The sequence below is a fragment of the Desulfosporosinus sp. SYSU MS00001 genome (assembly GCF_049943955.1).
GTDB lineage: Bacteria > Bacillota > Desulfitobacteriia > Desulfitobacteriales > Desulfitobacteriaceae > Desulfosporosinus.
The window spans coordinates 1-19,943 of the sequence record NZ_JBNFTW010000005.1 but is presented as its reverse complement, the minus strand read 5'-3'; the positions used below and the strand labels follow the sequence as shown (position 1 = coordinate 19,943).

Here is a 19,943-nt window from a genome sequence, read left to right as displayed (position 1 = left end):
ACGCCGCCCATTAAACAAAATCCTGCATAAATAGTGGTTTAAATCCTCCACTGATATGCAGGGTTTTATTTATATAAACGAATAGATATTCATTATGCATCGGCCCCTTAATACGTACCGGGGGTATTCCTCGAAGAAGACTTCATCCCTTTCGTAAAGATACTCCGGTAATAGTTATAGCTTGTACCAAGAAAATATTTTGAAAATGGAAACAGACTTAATAGTTGAACCAACTTTACAGTTAAAATAATAGTTAATATATAAATTAGTAGGCTTAATACCAGGAAACTTTTTATGGGATATACCTTGTCTAATTCCATTGCTACAGCTTGAAGTACAATAACATGAGCTAAATAAGCCGAATAAGAATACGGAGAAGTTTCTTTAAATAGACGATAAAGCTTTGGTTTTTGGCTAATGACGTAAGATGCTAAACTGTACAACATCAAAATTGACAAAATCATATATGAAACTTTAAGAAAACAGTACAGATATCCGATCGTTATATATTTATGTCCGGAAAAATGAGGGTTTATTTGAATGTAATAAATATAGAGCAACAACGGAATATAAGTGAGTAATATAAGTTTTCGATAACGTTGAAGCAATGCTAGTAAATGAGAATACCCAAAAATGATATAGGCTCCAACTACGAAATAAATTGACCATAATAAGGGAGTTCGATCTATAAACATTTGTTCATTATATGTTGGTGTATCAAATAATCTTTTTCCAATTAATAAAGTAACCCTATTGTTTTTTAGAAGAATTATATATAACACAAAACAAATCAATAAGAAAGCCACTTTATAAAATTTGGGTAATTTTTGTATATGCTTGGACAACCACAATATTAAGGGAAAGAATAAATAAATTCTTAAAATCATCGACATATACCATAGATGATACCTTCCGGTTCCGGCAGCCAATTGCCCGATGAAATTGTCAAAAGAAGCCTGCCCATACAATTTAGCATCCATAATATTTACGATTGACCAGATTACATAAGGCAAAAAAATATAAAGTATGCGCTTTTTATAAAACGTTAGTATATTTATTCTTTCAGTATGATTATAGAATAGACTGATCGCAGTAACCAAAACAAACATTGGTACAGCGGGTTGAGCAATAACATAAAATAAATTTAGAATTAGTGATTCAGAAAAAGCTGCCCCTTCCCGCCAGGCATATGCTCCAAAAACGTGCTGGGCCACGACGAATACAAAGCCAATCATTCTTAGTACGTCTAATTCTTTAATATGTTCTTTCGGCATGTCTAACCACTTTTCATCAAAACATAAGCCTAAATAGCGGCTGTTCTTATTCTATATAGTTTGCTGTCTGTTTTTCCCTACTGGACAAACTCTCCTGCATTCCCAGCAGGCATACACCCAATACCCTTTGGGCAGAGTCTTTCCGACAATACTCCGACAAAGCTTTTGAATAACTTTTTGCTCTTCTTTTATAGCACTAGCGGGACAGGCATCAAGACATAGTCGACAACTTTGGGGACACAATTCCTTCTGGATGAGTGGGTCAGACTCTAAATCCAAATCCGTGAGCACGGAAACCAAATGGACCCTGTTTCCGTATTGCGGAGTAATAAGAAGAGAGTTTTTCCCCAGGATACCCAAGCCTGCCGCCTGAGCAGCATGTTTATGGGACAAATCCCCCATCCCCCGATGATTTTCTTCATCCCAATAATTATAAGGATCGTCAGCCGGTATAGGTATCGCCTTACCGCCCAATTTCTCCACAAAAACTGCTACGTCACTTGCGATGTAATCTAACCTTCTGAGTATCGCTTGGAAGGTATTGGTATATGCCGTACCAAGATTTCCGCTTACAAGTTGGTCGGAGATCTTTTTAGCTATAACCACGACTGATTTCGTTTCCGGCATAATGTCGGTTGGATGAAAACCCGACGGTGCTCCGTCAAAACGTTCTACAGAAGCCACTCCTACAAGATCAGCTCCTAGGTTTAAGGCGCTTGTTTTAATTTCTTCCTTCAAACTCATGTACTGTTCTCCTTCCTTACTTGAGAAATAATTTTACGTTTATCTATAAACAGCGATTAAATCCATCGCTCTAGAAGCTAACATTTACGAACGTTTTTTCCTTCTGCTACTTAGTTAAGGCTGTTTACTGGACAATTATTGCAACTATAGAGTGGTAGTTCAATTGAATTATAGTTACCTACATCATGTTAGTTAGCTTTTAATAAGCATTATATTTTTAAAGAACTTGAAGACAAAAAACTTTAATATTAGGCATAGAACCACAAAATTACCTAAATATCGATATTAACGAAGAGGAATCTATCGAAATATGTCGAATCCCTCTTCATTAATATCTATTCTAAAATATACTAAAGTGAGGAAGACTAATGACTAGAAAGCAATTTGCTCATAAAAATGGCTTCAGTACTTATCATGAAATGCAAACATCAAGCCGAGTGGTGTTTAAGGACACTAGCTCTTGGCTGGTAACACTCACAGAATATGGATTCTTAGCTTGGATTGACACATCTTTAGAAAAGCCTCTTGGCTATTTTGATTCTTTCGAGCTTGCAAAACAAGAGATACTTGACACAATTAATCAGGCATTTGAAGCAACCGAAATAACATCAGAGCTTAATTAATCTTAAACTTTAAGCTCCAATACCCTCACTTTTCAGGTCAGTTTCGACACTAATACCATTTTTAAGGAGTTCCATCATGATCTCGGTTGAAACTGGCTTACTAAAAAAGTAACCCTGAATTTGATCACACTCAAGAGTATCCAGTCCTTTTAATTCTTCCAAGGTCTCCACGCCTTCTCCAATAGTTTGGAAATTCATAACCTTAGAAATTTTAATAATCGCTTCTGCTAACGTCATTAATTTTGAATTTGTATTAAGGTTTTGGACAAACACGCGATCAATTTTGATAGTATCGATTGGTAAATCGACAAGATAGCTCAAAGAAGAATATCCTGTACCGAAATCATCAATAGCCAAGCCAATCCCCATGGCCCGAAGTCGTTGTAACGTGGCTACTGATTTATCAAGTCCATACAAACCAACATTTTCTGTGATCTCTAATTCAAGATTCTCCTGGGGGAAGCCAGTCTGCTTCAAGACACGATTTACCATCTCTTCAAATTGATCGTGAATTAATTGAATCGGTGAAATATTAACTGATAATCTCAGCTGTGGTAACCCCTTGTTAAACCATGACTTAGCATCTCGACATGCCGTTTCCAGCACCCATTCGCCAATGGGTATAATCATACCCGCTTCTTCGGCTATAGGAATAAACTCTGTTGGTGTTATCAAACCGAGCTTATTATTTTTCCAGCGAATTAATGCCTCGACGCCAACAATTTGCTGCGTCTTTGCAATAACCTGAGGTTGATAACTTAACGTAAATTCGTCTCGTCCGAGAGCAAACTCTAACTGATTTTTTATTTCCAGCTTACGAAAAATCCTTGTATCGATCTCTTTGGAGTAAAATCGATAGTGACTTCCTTCTCTTTGCTTAGCTAAGTACATAGCTGCGTCTGCATGTTCCAGCAAAACTTCCATACTCAGGCCATTATGTGGGTAAAGGACAATACCAATACTAAGATTGACTTGGATTTCCCTTCCCTGGATATTAAGGGGCTTTTCAAAGCATTCAATAATAGTTTGGGCAATCTCTTCTACCTCGTCTACAGACGTCACCTTATCGATCAAAATAGTAAATTCATCGCCACCCATTCTCGCCACTAGACTTTCATCTCTAACACACTTTGCTAACTGTTTGGCTACTTCTATGATCAATAAGTCACCAGCTGCATGTCCGAAAGTATCATTGACCATCTTAAAGCGATCAAGATCTATAAACATAATTGCAATCATCGTTGGATAAGGATTATCGTTAATTAACTCTGATAATTTATCAATGAACTTACGTCGATTCGGAAGACTACTCAATTCATCATGATATGCCATCGATTTCATGGTGTTTAATGCGATTTCCAATTCGTTGTGTTTTAATTTTAGACGATCCGCCAATATCCCCATTCCAACCGCCGTAGCGAATAAACCCAGAGATAACGTTACTAAAACAATACCGTTATTACCATCGTTGAGTCCCATAATATTGAAATACCTCTCTGACAATTTATACGTAAGCTGAATACTTACACTAAAAAGAGCTGTAATAAACCCACCTTTTAAGCCATAATAGTAAGCCAAGATTATCGCGGGTATTATGTAGAGCATCCACATCAAGTCACCGGGAACGAGTTGCATATAGTCTGTTACTACAGGTATAAGGAAACAAATAAAAATAACAACCCAATGTGACCAGTGAACTCGAGATCCTTTTAAAAACATATTTTCACTACTTCCTGCTAATTAATGTAACAAAAGTCCTAAATCATTTATTTTTAAATTAGTGTTTCTAAGTATTTGTTAATTTAGCCTTATCTGGCAAACAGCTAATTAATATGATTACATTTTCTTACATTTATCCCTAAAATAAAGAATCTATTAGTTCGATATTGTTGTTTATTCGACGCAACTAAGATCAATCCTTTACAATAATTAAATATTTATTTCAAGCTGGCAAATGTCTAAACTATCGAAATATAATTTATTATGCTGGTATTAATTAAACACGTATAATTATTTTAAAAAAACTATCAAGGCGATAAGGAAAGGACCGAATTCCAAATTCAGTCCTTTTCCTTAATTTTCATAGTATTATATTCATACAACAGAATTAGATGCTTTCATTCTTCTCTTGAGATTCTTCTTTTGAGATTTTCTCCTTCTCAATTTGAGAAATTAATTGACGGGCACAATTTAGACCCTTACCAATTGGATCGATCTCTTGCTGAAAAAAACTCTAAAGTACTTTAAACCCTAAAACGAAAACAATCAGCAAAAAAATTCCCAGGCCTAGTGAATATCCGATAAGCTTTTTTTCAATTGGTAGCAAGTCAAACCATTCCTCCGCCTGCATTTCTGTCTTCGCATTTGGCTGTTGTCCAATATTTGAGCCGACTTCTGCCATTAATATTGCACCTCCCTATTAGGATAATGAATTCTAGCCTGTTACAATTGGCGGCATGATTCCATGGTAAAAAATCCAGGATATTAAGAGTCCAACCCAAAGGATAAAGCCAAATAGACAAACAGCATATACCGTCACGATTCTGCCCATGCCTTCGGCCCATAGCTTGCGTACATTAGTGATTAAACCGATTGAGAAAAAGGTAAGTGTAAAATAAATTCCTCTCAGACCATTAGCCTGATCAGCTGCAGCTGTAGCAGCTTTGGTTAAGTGTGGAGCTGCCAAACCTATCAAAAGAAGGATTAGAAAAGTAGCAGCATAACCAAGCACAAATTTCGGGAAACGTTCCCATATTTCTCCTTTTGTTACCTTGGAACCTTTTTCTTGACCTTTTTTGTTAATCCCAAAAACTGACCAGACCACGGCAAGGATAAAGGCCCAAATCCCTATAAAGATGTCAATAAAAACTTTGGTAACTGTCGTAACCGTCAGGATCCAGCCTGGTTCCCACTTTACTCCGTTTACGGCCAGTGCTTTAGCTCTGATTAACCCTTCTGTGATTGCACCGCTGGCGACTGCGCCACCATCGCTTTTGACAGCCAGGCCCATCCAAGATCCAGCAACCATCGGTTGATTATACAAAATACTTTGGGCAAGCCAAGGTAAAAACAAAAGTTCAACAGCCACGAAAACGATGATTACTGAAGAGAGAATAATTGGGATCTGAGGTCGGGATCTAATTGCCCCGCCAGTAGCGATAGCTGCTGCAACACCGCAGATAGAAATACCGGACGCAAGGGGAGCAGCCCATTCTGGTGTCATTTTAAACCATTTCCGAGAAATGAAATAAACGACAGGCCAGTAGATGAGGTATGCTTCAACAATAGCGCAGAGCCCCCGAATAATCACTGTGGAGGCTAGATTGACAGAACCAAGAGCTTTAATTCCCAAGGTTGCTCCTAAAATAACAATTCCAGTTTTGATATATAACTCAGGTCGTGCTGCTTCTTCAAGAAATTTAGCTAATCCTGTCCAAAAATTACCGATTAAAAGACCAACTATAAGTGCGATTATAAACCCCCCTTCTGGGGTAAGTCCCACTGACCAATTAATATTTAGCTTTGCGTATTGGTCTTTGGTCGCCGCAAGGTAACCATAACTTCCAAGAATAAAAGAGCCGTAGGCCAATGCGAAAATAATAGTAAATCCCACGACAAATCGTTTTAAGTTCCAACCCATACACGCGGCTCCGATAGAAGTTGTAACCAGAAAGAAAAGAAATGTCAGCAACAAGGAAGCCCATCCAGGCAAAAACGCATATGTTTTGGATAGGGGTGCCATTGATTTAGTTATGCTGAGCCAGACATTCGTTTTAACAGCCCAGCCTAACAAATCGCCTCCAAAGAGTTGACCTAAGCCGAGGAAAAATACCAATCCTCCCAGCCACACAGCCCACCAGTCCTCGGTCTTCAACAGCGAAGACTTAGTCAAAGTGTTTTCTTGGTTCATTTTTTCCCTCCTAAACTTAAACTTAAGTATTTGATGGAAATACGTTTGGTTTTCCTTACCTCCTTTCATTTACGCGATCATAAAATACTTTTATAACCGTTTATTAAAATAAAGATCATTTCTATAATATTCTATTGGTCTAGATAGACAGTAGAACACATTTTCATTTATTGCCAATTTTTCACTCATTACTGGGTGCAATAAAAAAAGACCTATAGCTTCTACCTACAGGCCTTAAGTAATTCCTTTATCACTTTATATATAAATTTGTGAACCATAAGACTAAAATTGAAAGGAGCTAGCCAATAATTCACAGGATTTTGATGATTTATTTTCCGAATCACATTTTAAAACGTCCCTGGCTCTTTCCAGATCCTTAGACGAAAATGCAAACGTTTCATTTTCAGACAGGAATTTATTGTTAGAATCAATATCGAAATCAAAATTCGAACTAACGAGAATGGAATCAAGATCAGAATTTAAACCACAAACAATGACGCTCCCCCCAGCTTCTTTAACCGATCGAGTGAAAACTTTGAGGGCATTTAGTGCGGTTACGTCAATGTTACATACATGCTTCATCCTTAAAATAAATACCTTTGATTTATTAATCAAACTAACAAGCTTTTGTTCGAGGTTATCCGCCAATCCAAAATAAAGGTTACCCTCTAATTCAACAATTAGAATTTCAACGTTATCTCTTACAACCTCAACTTCTTTTTCGACAATTTTAGGGTCTTCTGCTTCCAAAGGAATAAAAATTCTTATGGGTGCTTTATTGGTGTCTTTTAAATGAAGCATAATTGTAAGTGCAATACCAGTATAGATTGCATAGGAAAGGTTAGGTAATAAGATGGTTGCAAAACAGGTTACCCACATCGCTAAAGAATCTGACTTTAATTTACCAAGACTTACGACCTTCTTAATCTCATCTTTATTTACAAGATTATAAGCTGTGACCATCATAACGCCGGCTAAACAAGCTGTAGGAATGTATTTGGCAAAAGGAGCGAAAAACAGGAGAACAATAGCCATTATTCCGCCTTGGAGAACACCAGCAAGTCTTGAAACGGCACCGCTATGATAATTGAGAGCTGTTCTAGTAAAAGAACCAGACCCCGGGAATCCTTGAAAAAATGAAGAAGCTACGTTTGCAATCCCTTGACCTATAAACTCTTGGTTAGGATCGATCTTTTGGCGTGATAATGTGGCAATTGATTTAGCACTAGAAATTGCTTCAACACAACCAATGATGGCAATAGATAAAGCTCCGCTAATATTATTCTGAATAAAGCTGAGATCAAAGTTAACCATTTTAAACGGAGGTAAGGAAGTAGGTATATTTCCAGTAAGTTGGACTCCAAGTTTATCTAACGAAAAAATAACGATGAAAATAATTGGAATAATAATCCCAATGAGGGCACCAGGTAGATTCTTATTAATTTTTTTGCAAACTACTATAACAATTATCGTTATTAAACCCATTCCAAGAGCATATAAATTTGTTTGTTGCAGATGGGTTAATACATAATACAATTTTTCTGTCGTCGCCATTTGAGCTGAATTTTTAACAGGAATACTTAGAAGAGTACTAAGTTGTCCGAGAGCTATTAAACAACCTGCCCCTGTTGTAAAACCAATAATTACTGAGTGGGAAACATAACTAATTAATCTGCCAAGTTTTAAAACCCCAAAAAGCATCTTTAAAGTACCCACTAAAAATGTCAAAAGGAAAACCATTTGATAGGCATTGTCGAGCCCCATATAGTTTTTCATGACACTCGCTACCAGTAAGGCCGATGAATTAGTTGGCCCAGTTATTAGATGTTTAGAACTTCCAAACGTTGCACCGAAAATTGCGGATACAATCGCTGTATAAAGACCATAAACCGGGTTTAGCCCTGCAATCAAGGCGTAGGCCATGCATTGAGGAATTGCTACGACTACCCCAGTCAAAGCTGCCATAAAATCCTTGCGAAGATTTTCAATATTATAACTCTTGATACTCTCAATAAAGGAGAAATAATTAATTTTTGTAAGGTACATATGAATACCACCTTTAAATCAACGAAATTTGACAAACACAATAATTGTGCTCGCCTAAACTCCAATTAATGTGGATGACGATCTTTACTAAAATCCTCCCTTCCAAATTTTCCAGTCAAATTTCTTAGCATCCCTTTAAGGGTCTTTCTAAACATTGTAACTTTTTTGAATTTAAGCCTCCTTTTATGTACTTATTCTCACAATTAAAGATTATCATTGAGTTTCGATAATGTCCATAACAAGACAATATTATCGTAATCGCATTTATTAATGTCAAATACCATTATCTAAGAGTTTTATAAATATTCTTAAATGAAAATTTGATTCAAGTTATTTGTTTTTGAAATAAATACAATGTTATTCATAACAATTTGTTTTTAGTGAAATATTTATAACTAGAGTCATAAATATTTAATATGGTTTTATGTTTAGGTAAATAAGTCACACCTAAAATTTAATAATTTCCTATAGACTATAATTTTTAGCTCAATCTTTCTTACAAAACTGGTTTTTAACCGAAGAATATCACAATAGAATTGCTTTCTAATTAATATTATGTTGAATTTAGGTATCATTTTGCTTAATTAATTAACTAACCTCTCTAAGCATTTTTTGATTTATAATCAATGATCCTTCAGAAGCCAAGTGTTTGTAAAAAGCTATTCTAATTACAGCAATTTAAACAAATGAAAGTATAAAGCAACGCCCCACAGCAGAGAGTCTACAACTCGCCACTGGGGACGCACTCATAAATCGTAAGGTATCCAGTTACAAACTAAATCCATACTGAAAACGCCAAAAGGCTATTTCAACGACTTACAGAATCGCAACTCACTCGATCGAATAGGAAAGGATCAAGAACAAGTTTCCAGTTAATTTATCCGGTAACTGTTCTAGGTTGAACATCTAAATTTCGATTGAAATAGATCATCACTGCATTTACCAATAGAATCACCATCGTAACATAAAAAACATTTTTAATACCATAAGTGGCTGCTACTGTACTTCCGACAAGTGGGCCTATTAGATTACCTAAGAATGTGGAAGCCGAATTGAACCCGAACGCAGTTGCCTGAAGTTCTTGAGGCGCTTTCTTTTTAACCAGTACATTTAACGACGGTATCATACCTCCGATAAATAATCCTAATAGGAATCGACCTATAAGCAAAACACCAATATTAGTAGCCAAGGCTTGGGGAAAATACATACATGCTGCTGAACATAACGCAATGATTAAAACCTTTCGTTGACCGATATTGTCACCCAATCTTCCTAAAGTAGGTGCACCAATTAGATTTGCAATACCGCTCATTGCTACAACTAAACCAGCTATTAAGGCCAAATGCGCCCCTGAATATAATGTTTCGGCATAGATAGAAACGATTGGCTCGATACTCATCATACCAACTTGCGTGAATGTCGAGGCTATAAAGACCGGTAAAAGTGATTTTAATTGTATTAAAGCACTTTTTTGATTAGTATTTGTGTGCATTCTTGGCTGATGGTTTTCGTGTACAAATATCAAAACAATAATACCGGCTGCTATAAGAAATCCACCCGTTAAAAAGAATACAGAACGAAAACCAATAGTTTCTGCTAGTACACCGCCGATTAAAGGACCGATAAGATTTCCTGCAATTGCTCCAGTTTGGAGCATGCCAAGTGCCTGACCAGAATTCTCATTAGGTGTTATTGAGGCTTGCAATGAAACAGACATGGAGATGAATCCAGAAAAGATTCCATTGAATAATCGGAGGAAAAGCAATTGCCATACATTCACAACTGCGCCCATTAATGCTGTTACGACTCCCATACCAAGGCCAGCACGTAATAGCATGATTTTACGTCCGTGCTTATCGGCAAATCTTCCCCAAATAGGTTGACAAATTACAGAGGTTACAAACTGAGCTGAGAAGACCAACCCTGACCAGCGCTCGATATCCTGTAATTGATGTACTCCGAGCTTTTCAATATATAATGGAAGGAACGGAATCACTAAACTCATACCAGCCGTTACTAGAAAATTGGTAACCCATAAAATTATAAGTGTACGTTTCCAGTTCAATAAATACTACATCTCCTCTAGTCAACAATTATCGGTCAATTAGCATTCTGCACGCAGCCGTTATATCCTGCTAAAATGAAGCGCTATTCGGTAAAACAAAACTACCCGAATAAATGCATCCCTCACTTTGTCTCATTTTACATCCCTATATTAGGGGTTTCTCTTTGAGGCCTCACTTTCAATTCGTTTGATGGTCACTATTCCTTAGGAAATAGCGTTCACTATGTTTCGAATCCCCCGGTTCTCCTTAATCATGCGATCAGTTTCCTTAAATAAACACAGATACTATATTATGGAATACAATATAGTAGTTTGGGGGGAGGCCCTTGTGATATGGAATAATTGCGAATTTTGGTTAATTCAAAGCTATTGGATAGTATGGCTAGTAGGTTCCTTTATTGTCTCAATGATCCTGGGCGCTGTTATTTTCCGAAACTATGAATCAATTCGATAGTATCTCACCTTTATGAGGACATTTTAAATGTTTATGAATTCAAATAGGATAGAGAATGCTTGGAACAATACTTCTTCCACTCAAAGAAACACAAAATTCTGGGGCATATGGTTACCAGTCCCTACCTTTATTGCAATCATAAATTCGCTTTTTTGGACTTGGCTCATTCTGAATACTGTTGGCTATTCCGAAGGAGCTATTGAAAAAGCAGGGGAACGAATAATTGAGCAGTTTTAGTTGGAGTGAAGATTTATGCCTCCAGAAAACAATCTAATTCTCGAACAATATTTGGGAAGATTTAGCCCATATTTTAGAGGGATATTGTGTAAAAACCCAATAATTTTTCAAAAGTATTACTCATTATTGCTGGACCAAGGACGAAAATGGTTTGCTGGTAAATTAAATCCATTTAGACTTTGTACTGATACCGTAATGTTTTGGTTTTTTGTCCGTCCTTACTGCGCCATTGGATTAGCTATACGCGATCTTCGAATCGTACAAATTTTTTGGCGTCAACAAATGGAGCCTAACGAAACAATATATTTGCTCTTTAAAATAATTGAAATGAGACTGCCGTATTCCCTTACCCTATTGACTACCTATGCCTCCCTTGCTTTTGTTATTATAGATGCTGCTTTTAGAGTCTTTGAGGTAATTGGCGGACAAAACGGGCAAAGGCAAAGGAAAATGGATATGGCCGCCAGCAATCTTTCGTATGAACCGATTGAGTTAGAAAAGGTCATTAGAGAAGAATTGGCCACTGAATCTCGTTGCTCTCAGCGTGGTCAACTTAACCCCTTTAGCCTTACTCCAAGAATGTCCATTTACTTTCCTGTTTACGATCATCATACATCTATAGGTTTTCTTACCATTGACTTTCGCCATGTAGAATTGAGTATAAAGCAGTCCCTGGAGCCCAATGATAATGTCGTCAGTCTTATACGATTTCTCGACCTGTATACACCTTTTCCATTACAGATTGCTGTTATGATTCTATCATTCGGACTATTTTTGAATGGTGCAATTTATAAATTTGAGCAAGCTAAATGTGAGCAGCTTATAAGGGATAACCAAAACCAGTTTAATCAATAACCCTAAGATTATTTCAATAACCTTTGTGAAGGAGAGATTTTTATGTCACTATGGGATTTGTGGGCTCATGGTACGACTATGGGAGCCCAACCTTTTGCTTATTTTTCTCCTTTACTTTCGATTACGGTCTTTATCATTATTGTCTATATAATTACTGCACTAAAACAGGTTGTTGAAAATCCAGATCAACACCTTTTATGGTAGTCATCCCTGACTGCTTTGATTGATGAAGTATACTTGGGAAAACTATAATAGCATATGTCACCGTCTTCATGAAAACAACCGATCATAAGATCTTTCAAATATTCTTGAAAGATAATTCTTCGGTTGTGGAATCTTGCCATATAAATATTGGCATAGGAAAATTCAAGTAATTTAGTGAATGGAATCCAGAAGCGTCGGAACGAATTGTTCTGACGCTTTTTGTTATCCTTTTTTGTTATTGCAAGTTTTGACGAATAATGTTCATCTTTTGTATTTTCAAAAAAATCGCTCTCTGTTTTATAGTATTGGGCAGCATGTCTAAATCTGGAATTAACTTTTTCATTAAAGTTTCAGCTCTCTTTAAGTTTATTTTCAGTTACAAGTATTATTCTTTTAGTAAATTCTGAAGGAGGAACATGTTATGCCAAACTAGCTAAAATTATTTAGAAATATTCTTTGAAATCAGCATATTAAGCAAGGATCAAGTAGTGATTTTTAAGGTTATTCACTTCATCATGCACCAAATCGAATATAAAAATCGATTTGATTAAGAAAATACAAATAATAAGGGGTATATATGGATAAGAGAATGGAATATTTAGATATTGCAAAAGGTCTATTGATAATATCTGTCATATTAACCCATAGCCCTTGGCCTTATGCACAGTATATGTATTGGTTCCACATGCCTGCCTTTTTTATAATCAGCGGATTACTATATCGAGATAGAATTGATTTTCGCAAGCAATTCTTGAAGTTTTATATACCGTATTTTAGTTTCTCTGCAGTAGATATATTATTTAACTTTTTAATGTATCCAGGAACTGCTTCGATAGGAAAATTTTTATCTTCATTTATCTACTATATTTATGGTGGAAAGGCAGTATGGGGCGTATTTTGGTTTATTCCCGTATTGTTAATAAGCAAATTTCTATTCAGTAAATTGCGCAATAACTTTAAAACACCTTATGTAATATCAATCATCTCTCTAGGATATATTGCTGTCCATATATATTCAATAATGGTTATACCTAATTCCATTGTTGATATAAATAAGCAATATTGGTTACCATTGGATATAGATGTTGTTCCTTTGGCTTTAGCATATTACGCTATAGGTTTTTATGCTAAAACTATAATAAGATATTTAGTTACAAAATCCGCTATGTTTATTAGCGGAGCCGCTTGCCTATTGTTAATTTTTATAAACTTCGCCTGTAGAATATATTTCTACATGAATATGAAGGATTCTTACTATAAATCAATTGTTTGGGATTTAATAATTCCTCTATGTTTTACTATCTTTATAATAGCTTTAAGCAATAATTTAGTTAAAGGACGTCTTAGAAGTTTTTTGAATTATTGCGGTGTAAACTCATTAGTTATTATGTATATGCATAGACCTATAGGAAACTTAACACTAAAAATTTTTCCCTCAGCTGGATGGATAGGTTATACATTATGCGGATTATTTGTATCCCTAGCATTTAATTTTATAATTAGTAAATCAATCATAACTCAAATTTTATTTAAAGGAAAACTGCCTAACTTTAAACTACTGCGCTTATCATTAAGTCCTTATCAAGATTCTCTAACTTTTCAACAAACTCCTTCAAGAGATATACCGTTACCTAGAACTGCAAAAACCGCCCGCACAGTGAAATATAAATTAGCAGTAATTTCAATGCCACTTCTTTTGTCAAGACACTTTTTAAAGAATCTAAATTTGAAAAACTTAAAAGCAGGAAGAAAGTACTATACAATGGGGTCCCATTTATAGGTGCATACCAAAATAATTGGGTAGGATGCTTACAAAATAATAGTTAGCCTCCTACCCGATTAAAATTGATATGGCCGATGACATTTCCTAATCATTATTCTTTTCTTCTTCTGTAAAAATCTAGAGCTTATTTTGGGGGGAGATTATCTTTAGCCCGACTATATAACCAAGGCAAGTAACTATTAAAGGTAAAAACATGGTCGCAAAAAATAATTGGCTCCTCATAAATTTCAAAAACATAAATCCGTTTACAGGAGCCATAATTGCAAAATTAACCATCACTAAAGGATTGGGCCCTATGTGCATGACAATAAAAGTTGTTCCTAATGCTACAGCCCAAAATATGATTGCAAATATTAAAAAGCTCTTTTTCCTTTCCCGCCCTCTAAAAATACCGAACAAGAACCATAGTACTAAGAAAAGTATTGTTAAGATGAAATTCAAGACTGTTGGCGGTGGGCCATCCACTAATCCTCTAGTATTAAATATCGTTGCTAAGCCAATTGTCAAGAGAGCAAATGTAAAATTTAGTACCAATTCGATACCCCCAATACCTCATGTGAAATTTGTTTCACTAATTCTTTGAGAACTATCCAAGTTTCAAATGAGCTTTGTTCGCGAACTTTGGAATCAACAAAATACCCTCTGATAATCTCCTACAATATTAGGCGACTTCAAAGGTGATTTTGGAGATTTACTCCATTATCAAAACTCTATTACATAAATAATATTCTCTTTTTATGGTACTATCACCTTTATTTTACTTACTCTTTATATAAAAATTATATAAAAAATATCCTTCATCCAGTGTTTAATTGGATGAAGGATATGATAACCTACACTTCATATAATTGATCTTCCTTATTGAAGAACGTACGGTAACCTAACTGTAACATTATGATGACAGTAAGAGCCACAGCACCAAGGATTCCAAACATTATCGCTATTTGGTAAGCTATTGCAGTTGTCGGAGATGTACCGGAAAGGATTTGACCTGTCATCATCCCCGGTAAGAAGACTATTCCCATTCCTACCATGGATTGAATTGTTGGCAAAATAGCAGCATCAAAAGTACTGTTAATTATGTTTCTAGTTGCAACCTGAGGTGTTGCTCCAAGTATTAATGCTTCTTCCACCAATGCTTTTTGTGTTGTCATCCCTTCAATTAGGGATCTAATCCCAAGAGATATTCCCGTCATCGAATTGCCAACGAGCATTCCAGCTATTGGCACAAAATATTGCGGATTGTACCAAGGAGTGATCCGTACTATTACCAATAAAAAATACAGAAGGCAAGATAAAGTCCCTATACTCATTGAGATTACTACAACTTTCTTCAGCGAAGCGGATAATTTACCTTTAAATTTTTTGAAAATAGTGTAGATCGAAAATGATTCCATCAACATAATAATACCTCCGGTAATGAACGGATTAGGATAGCGAAATACATACACCAGAACATAACCGGTCAAAATTAACTGTAAAGTCATTCTAAATGAAGAAATTACGATTTCTTTTTCTCTATTTATCCCTCGTATTCTTATAATCACAAGAACAATAATTACAAAAAGATATGCAAACACAACCTGCAAAACAGTTAAATCAATTATGCCATTCATCGTTGCACCTCCGGGTTAAGCATCTACCTTTCGATATCTCGATGATAGTGTCGGAATACTTCTCAGCAATTGCTTTCGAATGCGTAACCATTACAATTGTTTTCTTTTCTCTCTTTACATGCTCAGTCAGCATTTGAATAATCATTTCCTCAGTTTCATCATCCAGTGCTGATGATGGCTCGTCAAGAAGATACACTTTCGAATTAAGGAGAAGTATTCGACCTAATGCAAGCCTTTGTTTTTCTCCTCCTGAAAGGGTGCCGGCAGAACTTTCCAGAGACTTGCTTAATTTCACTTGTTCTAAGATGTGATTTAATTCTTTATCACTTGGTAATTCCCTTTCCTGAAATCTTAATCCTACATTTAAGTTATCTCTGATGCTCCCTTCAAATATAGCAGGGATTTGGGAAAGCATACTAACAGTTCTACGATGGGCAACAGAATTTATCTGGCTCAAATCGGTTCCATTAAAAATAATCCTGCCCTGAGTGGGAGAAATTAACTTATTTAGCATCCTTAAAATTGTCGTTTTTCCACTGCCGCTTGCACCTACAAGAGTAGTAATTTCCTCCTGCTCTATTTCAAGCTTAGGAAGATCTAGTACCTCCTTGTATTTTACATCGTAAAATTCAAACATTGTCATCAACCTTTACATCACCAATCTCAACGACCAACTCAGCCAGATAGTTCCTAGACTCAATTAACTCGTGTTTACTTGCTTCTGTGACAACCTAATATACGGATTTCCCTATCGACATTTTATTGTAGATGAAAGTGCAACTGGACCTGTTGTCAGCTGAACTTTCACTTTTTCCTTATCTACTAATAAATCCTCTCATAGGTAGACAGTAACTATAATAATTCACATTGTACCTGTTCTATTTAATCAAATTCAAATTAAGCTTGAAATGTTTATTTAACAGTTCATTAAACTCACTATCATTTTCTATATGTCGCTCGAAAACCTTCCCGTTTGCAATAACCTTAAAATGGTCATCGGTTAATGTAATTCTACCTTCCTTTGTAGGCATTGTACAAAATTTCATTTTTAAAAACAATGAATCTGGATAAGTTGCAGTAAAATGGTTAGACATTTGAAAATCCATAGGGTAACATTCATCTAATGTAAAAGCATATAAATATTGATATCTATCCTCAACCTTGTATTGCAATACGAAACCGAATTTTGGGTCCTTAAGCAATCGGTAAGTGTGGGTAAACTGCCGCTGGTCTACTCCTTCTTGCAATAAAAGAGGTGCAGTAATTCCATTTTTCCCATAACCAACATCCACCAACCATCTCTTATTATCGATTTCCACCATCATCATTTGGTGTAATTTAGCAAAATAAGTCTTCCCGTCTGTTGTTCCTCTTGCCAATAGGTCAGTCACCTTAAAGCCCAGTTCTTTAAGAATAAAAGAGAACAAGCCATTCATTTCAAAGCAATAGCCCCCTCTCTTATTCTTTACAATTTTCTCATACAGAGATCCCGGATCAAGCAAGATTGGCGTCCTATTATAAACATCAAGATTTTCGAAAGGCACATTTAATGTGTGGGACGTGTGTAGTGCATAGAGAGTCTCATAGGATACATCAACTTTCCCCTCGTACTTAATTCTTTCTAAATAAGCATCAATATTATATAAATCTTTTGTCAAAAAACACACCCCCTTTTGCTTTGTTCATTATTATAACATAAGATTTGTCGAGTTATTTCATATATTTCTTCACTTATGAAATGCAATAGCGCATATTAATATAAATTCAAAACATAAGTTCCTGTAATGCTGTAAATTATGTTATCAACCAAGGCTAAGACACAAAGTGTCTCGATACCATACACATTGAGATTGACTGAAGAATATCGGTTTTGTAAATTTCCTAATTAATTTGAGGTTTTAGGGAATTACTATCTTCAAACTAAGCCATAACAGAGAAAGGAGTCATAAGTGTGTCTATGATTTATCAAGATTTACTCCAATTTAGCACGTACATTCCGCCAATTAACCTTACTTTTCACCAATATCTTCTATTTACAAGTGAGCCAATTTTGTTTCATACGGGCAACGTTCAACAAGCAACTCAACTGGTGCCTAAGCTGAAAACCATTCTCGGGGATAATAACCTAAACTATATCTTTGTTTCTCATTTTGAAGCAGATGAATGCGGCGGATTGTCATATCTACTCGAACATTTTCCCAAAGCTATAGCAATATGCTCTGAAGTGACAGCCCGTCAGCTAACCGGATTCGGACTTACTAAAGAGTGTATTACCAAAAAACCTGGCGAGAAACTGACAACGGAAAATTACGAATTAGAGTTCTTTTGTTACCCTTCTGAAATTCATCTTTGGGAGGGCCTGTTGGTCTTGGAAAAAAGACGCGGTATCTTTTTCAGCAGCGACCTGATGTTTCGCTTCGGGGAAGCAAGCGATGCTGTTCTAGAATCCAACTGGAAGACGGAAATCGACGATATCAGTAAGGAACAAGTACCTGACCAGGAACGCTGTATGAAATTACAACAAACATTAAAACAATTAAATCCCAATTTTGTGGCAACCGGACACGGCCCCTGTCTAAAAGTATAACAGAAAATTGTAACATCAATATTTCTTAGATTAATACTTAATTTTAAGGAGGTTCTCTAAATGCCTATTGAAAAGCTTAAAGAAGTGCTAACTCACCCTTCCGATGGAGCAGTCGCTATCGTAACTCAAGGGATAAATGAGCCCCACGTGGTCAACACATGGAACAGCTACATTAACATAACACCCGATAGTAAATTTCTTATCCCGGTTGGCGGAATGAACGAAACCGAGAAAAATATAGCCAGAAATAATAAGGTTAAACTTACTATCGCTAATCGCGAAGTGCAAGGCAAAATGTATAAAGGAACAGGCTTTTTAATTAAGGGAACCGCCGGTTTTGTAAAAGAAGGTTCGGAATTTGAGATGATGAAAACTAAATTCCCCTGGGTTAGGGCAGTATTGGAAATAACTATCGAATCTGTCGACCAAACTCTTTAGATGATGCGAACTTGGCAAAATACTTAAGCGCTCCTTATTAAATATAACCCTGCATAAATGGTGGTTAAATCATCACTGATATGCAGGGTTTTATTTATAAAAACGTATAAATATCCATCATGCAACTGCCCCTTTAATAACTATTCCTCAAATCACCAATTGCAATTTAATTCCTGACAATAAGGGAGCCATGCTCTGTAACTTTATCGACTAAATTTTCCTTCGCAAGACAAATTTCAAAGTATCCATTTATTACATATTATGTAACAGATATGGTAGAGGAGGAAATATCAATGGCATTAGGTACAGGTGTTGCCGGTGCTTATGGCACAGGTTTTGGTGCTGGGATTGCTATCATTGTTGTAATTATACTACTTCTTATCGCACTCGGAATCGTATTCTAATTTATTGGAGGGGTTAAAATGTACGGAATGGGTTATGGCGGAATGAGTGGAGCATGTTGTCATCCCCCTGTCGCTGCTTATAGTTTTAGCGCAGGCGTGGGTGTAGGAATAATAGCAATTGCAATTCTGATTCTAATCGCTTTAGGTGTAATCTTCTAGAAATACTATTAAAAGGCTATCATCGACTAAGATGTTAGCCTTATTAACCATAAAAAGGAGTTGATCTTATGTTTGGTTTCGGATTTCTTCCCTTTGCTCTGGGATTAGGTTTAGGAGCAACAATGGCTAGACCTCGCTATTACCCATCGGCGTACCCCTATGCTTACTCCCCATATTCCTACGGATGGTATTAATATTTAAGCAGAGGGGCTAATCCCCTCTGCTTTTAAAGATGAACAATTTTACATTTATTAAATGATATTTTACTTTGGTCTCTCAAAACTAAACAACAGTTCTGCCAATGAGCTGCCGATCCCTCGGCTGAGTCTTTCGACTCGTTTTGATCTCTCGTCCAACGTGATTCGTCAATCGCTTGACAAGAGCATCGACCCATAGGATGGTCGTTTAAAGCCGAAGCTTTAAACCGTTCTCCTTAGAAAGGAGGTGATCCAGCCGCACCTTCCGATACGGCTACCTTGTTACGACTTCACCCCAATTATCGGCCCCACCTTCGACGGCTAGCTCCCTTACGGGTTACCTCACC

Annotated in this window: 19 protein-coding genes and 1 rRNA gene; 9 read left to right on the top strand and 11 right to left on the bottom strand. The window is 36.2% G+C overall.

The genetic code is table 11. The features are described from left to right. Positions 1–107: 107 nt before the first annotated feature. Positions 108–1,274: an acyltransferase gene (locus ACPUYX_RS10610; RefSeq protein WP_426379639.1), complete on the bottom strand. Its 1,167-nt coding sequence runs from the start codon at positions 1,272–1,274 to the stop codon at positions 108–110. Positions 1,275–1,325: 51 nt separating this feature from the next. Then, the gene (locus ACPUYX_RS10605) at positions 1,326–2,018 is read right to left on the bottom strand and encodes an epoxyqueuosine reductase (protein ID WP_426379638.1); all 693 of its coding nucleotides are present in this window, start codon (positions 2,016–2,018) and stop codon (positions 1,326–1,328) included. 368 nt (positions 2,019–2,386) lie between these two features. Between ACPUYX_RS10605 and ACPUYX_RS10600 the strand changes: the two genes are divergently transcribed. Further along, positions 2,387–2,641 (top strand): hypothetical protein, encoded by a 255-nt coding sequence (locus ACPUYX_RS10600; RefSeq protein ID WP_426379637.1) that lies wholly within the window; start codon positions 2,387–2,389, stop codon positions 2,639–2,641. A 9-nt stretch (positions 2,642–2,650) separates the two neighbouring features. On the opposite strand, the gene ACPUYX_RS10595 is transcribed toward ACPUYX_RS10600, so the two are convergent. The 5 genes from ACPUYX_RS10595 to ACPUYX_RS10575 form a co-directional block, all read right to left on the bottom strand. Continuing rightward, a complete protein-coding gene (locus tag ACPUYX_RS10595) occupies positions 2,651–4,360 on the bottom strand; it encodes a putative bifunctional diguanylate cyclase/phosphodiesterase (RefSeq protein ID WP_426379636.1) in 1,710 nt (569 codons plus the stop codon). Positions 4,361–4,874: 514 nt separating this feature from the next. Further along, on the bottom strand, positions 4,875–5,042 hold the full coding sequence (locus tag ACPUYX_RS10590; RefSeq protein ID WP_426379635.1) for a hypothetical protein: 168 nt from the start codon (positions 5,040–5,042) through the stop codon (positions 4,875–4,877). A 33-nt stretch (positions 5,043–5,075) separates the two neighbouring features. Further along, positions 5,076–6,551 (bottom strand): putative sulfate exporter family transporter, encoded by a 1,476-nt coding sequence (locus tag ACPUYX_RS10585; protein WP_426379634.1) that lies wholly within the window; start codon positions 6,549–6,551, stop codon positions 5,076–5,078. Positions 6,552–6,833: 282 nt separating this feature from the next. Then, positions 6,834–8,597: a SulP family inorganic anion transporter gene (locus ACPUYX_RS10580; protein WP_426379633.1), complete on the bottom strand. Its 1,764-nt coding sequence runs from the start codon at positions 8,595–8,597 to the stop codon at positions 6,834–6,836. A gap of 877 nt (positions 8,598–9,474) precedes the next feature. Next, positions 9,475–10,662, bottom strand: coding sequence for an MFS transporter (locus ACPUYX_RS10575; RefSeq protein ID WP_426379632.1), 1,188 nt, complete (start codon positions 10,660–10,662; stop codon positions 9,475–9,477). Positions 10,663–11,368: 706 nt separating this feature from the next. Here ACPUYX_RS10575 and ACPUYX_RS10570 point away from each other — a divergent pair. The 4 genes from ACPUYX_RS10570 (at position 11,369) to ACPUYX_RS10555 (ending at position 14,778) form a co-directional block, all read left to right on the top strand. After that, the gene (locus tag ACPUYX_RS10570; protein WP_426379631.1) at positions 11,369–12,208 is read left to right on the top strand and encodes a hypothetical protein; all 840 of its coding nucleotides are present in this window, start codon (positions 11,369–11,371) and stop codon (positions 12,206–12,208) included. A gap of 42 nt (positions 12,209–12,250) precedes the next feature. Beyond that, positions 12,251–12,412, top strand: coding sequence for a hypothetical protein (locus ACPUYX_RS10565; RefSeq protein ID WP_426379630.1), 162 nt, complete (start codon positions 12,251–12,253; stop codon positions 12,410–12,412). A gap of 577 nt (positions 12,413–12,989) precedes the next feature. Then, positions 12,990–14,192, top strand: a complete 1,203-nt coding sequence (locus tag ACPUYX_RS10560) for an acyltransferase family protein (protein WP_426379629.1) — start codon at positions 12,990–12,992, stop codon at positions 14,190–14,192. A 196-nt stretch (positions 14,193–14,388) separates the two neighbouring features. Further along, positions 14,389–14,778, top strand: a complete 390-nt coding sequence (locus ACPUYX_RS10555) for a hypothetical protein (RefSeq protein ID WP_426379628.1) — start codon at positions 14,389–14,391, stop codon at positions 14,776–14,778. A 250-nt stretch (positions 14,779–15,028) separates the two neighbouring features. Here ACPUYX_RS10555 and ACPUYX_RS10550 read toward each other — a convergent pair whose 3' ends face one another. From ACPUYX_RS10550 to ACPUYX_RS10540, 3 genes are all read right to left on the bottom strand, one after another. Next, positions 15,029–15,811 carry an ABC transporter permease gene (locus tag ACPUYX_RS10550; RefSeq protein ID WP_426379627.1) on the bottom strand — a complete coding sequence of 261 codons (783 nt, stop codon included), beginning with the start codon at positions 15,809–15,811 and terminating at the stop codon, positions 15,029–15,031. Then, the gene (locus ACPUYX_RS10545; RefSeq protein ID WP_426379626.1) at positions 15,795–16,454 is read right to left on the bottom strand and encodes an ABC transporter ATP-binding protein; all 660 of its coding nucleotides are present in this window, start codon (positions 16,452–16,454) and stop codon (positions 15,795–15,797) included. Before ACPUYX_RS10545 ends, ACPUYX_RS10550 begins: the two co-directional genes overlap by 17 nt. 235 nt (positions 16,455–16,689) lie before the next feature. After that, positions 16,690–17,469, bottom strand: coding sequence for an arylamine N-acetyltransferase family protein (locus tag ACPUYX_RS10540; protein WP_426379625.1), 780 nt, complete (start codon positions 17,467–17,469; stop codon positions 16,690–16,692). 293 nt (positions 17,470–17,762) lie between these two features. Between ACPUYX_RS10540 and ACPUYX_RS10535 the strand changes: the two genes are divergently transcribed. From ACPUYX_RS10535 to ACPUYX_RS10520, 4 genes are all read left to right on the top strand, one after another. Further along, the gene (locus ACPUYX_RS10535) at positions 17,763–18,398 is read left to right on the top strand and encodes an MBL fold metallo-hydrolase (protein ID WP_426379624.1); all 636 of its coding nucleotides are present in this window, start codon (positions 17,763–17,765) and stop codon (positions 18,396–18,398) included. A 60-nt stretch (positions 18,399–18,458) separates the two neighbouring features. Next, the gene (locus ACPUYX_RS10530; protein ID WP_426379623.1) at positions 18,459–18,836 is read left to right on the top strand and encodes a pyridoxamine 5'-phosphate oxidase family protein; all 378 of its coding nucleotides are present in this window, start codon (positions 18,459–18,461) and stop codon (positions 18,834–18,836) included. Positions 18,837–19,258: 422 nt separating this feature from the next. Beyond that, entirely contained in the window at positions 19,259–19,399 is a 141-nt protein-coding gene (locus ACPUYX_RS10525) for a hypothetical protein (RefSeq protein ID WP_426379622.1), read from the top strand. A 68-nt stretch (positions 19,400–19,467) separates the two neighbouring features. Beyond that, positions 19,468–19,593, top strand: coding sequence for a hypothetical protein (locus tag ACPUYX_RS10520; RefSeq protein WP_426379621.1), 126 nt, complete (start codon positions 19,468–19,470; stop codon positions 19,591–19,593). Between the two features lie 243 nt (positions 19,594–19,836). Here the strand turns inward: ACPUYX_RS10520 and ACPUYX_RS10515 are convergent. Continuing rightward, positions 19,837–19,943: ribosomal RNA gene (locus ACPUYX_RS10515) — 16S ribosomal RNA — on the bottom strand; the annotation flags it as partial.

Excerpts from the sequence above, each read along its gene's own strand:
- ACPUYX_RS10610 (WP_426379639.1), bottom strand. The coding sequence starts at position 1,274 with ATGCCGAAAGAACATATTAAAGAATTAGACGTACTAAGAATGATTGGC.
- ACPUYX_RS10605 (WP_426379638.1), bottom strand. The coding sequence starts at position 2,018 with ATGAGTTTGAAGGAAGAAATTAAAACAAGCGCCTTAAACCTAGGAGCT.
- ACPUYX_RS10600 (WP_426379637.1), top strand. The coding sequence starts at position 2,387 with ATGACTAGAAAGCAATTTGCTCATAAAAATGGCTTCAGTACTTATCAT.
- ACPUYX_RS10595 (WP_426379636.1), bottom strand. The coding sequence starts at position 4,360 with ATGTTTTTAAAAGGATCTCGAGTTCACTGGTCACATTGGGTTGTTATT.
- ACPUYX_RS10590 (WP_426379635.1), bottom strand. The coding sequence starts at position 5,042 with ATGGCAGAAGTCGGCTCAAATATTGGACAACAGCCAAATGCGAAGACA.
- ACPUYX_RS10585 (WP_426379634.1), bottom strand. The coding sequence starts at position 6,551 with ATGAACCAAGAAAACACTTTGACTAAGTCTTCGCTGTTGAAGACCGAG.
- ACPUYX_RS10580 (WP_426379633.1), bottom strand. The coding sequence starts at position 8,597 with ATGTACCTTACAAAAATTAATTATTTCTCCTTTATTGAGAGTATCAAG.
- ACPUYX_RS10570 (WP_426379631.1), top strand. The coding sequence starts at position 11,369 with ATGCCTCCAGAAAACAATCTAATTCTCGAACAATATTTGGGAAGATTT.
- ACPUYX_RS10565 (WP_426379630.1), top strand. The coding sequence starts at position 12,251 with ATGTCACTATGGGATTTGTGGGCTCATGGTACGACTATGGGAGCCCAA.
- ACPUYX_RS10560 (WP_426379629.1), top strand. The coding sequence starts at position 12,990 with ATGGATAAGAGAATGGAATATTTAGATATTGCAAAAGGTCTATTGATA.
- ACPUYX_RS10555 (WP_426379628.1), top strand. The coding sequence starts at position 14,389 with ATGGTCGCAAAAAATAATTGGCTCCTCATAAATTTCAAAAACATAAAT.
- ACPUYX_RS10550 (WP_426379627.1), bottom strand. The coding sequence starts at position 15,811 with ATGAATGGCATAATTGATTTAACTGTTTTGCAGGTTGTGTTTGCATAT.
- ACPUYX_RS10545 (WP_426379626.1), bottom strand. The coding sequence starts at position 16,454 with ATGACAATGTTTGAATTTTACGATGTAAAATACAAGGAGGTACTAGAT.
- ACPUYX_RS10530 (WP_426379623.1), top strand. The coding sequence starts at position 18,459 with ATGCCTATTGAAAAGCTTAAAGAAGTGCTAACTCACCCTTCCGATGGA.
- ACPUYX_RS10525 (WP_426379622.1), top strand. The coding sequence starts at position 19,259 with ATGTACGGAATGGGTTATGGCGGAATGAGTGGAGCATGTTGTCATCCC.
- ACPUYX_RS10520 (WP_426379621.1), top strand. The coding sequence starts at position 19,468 with ATGTTTGGTTTCGGATTTCTTCCCTTTGCTCTGGGATTAGGTTTAGGA.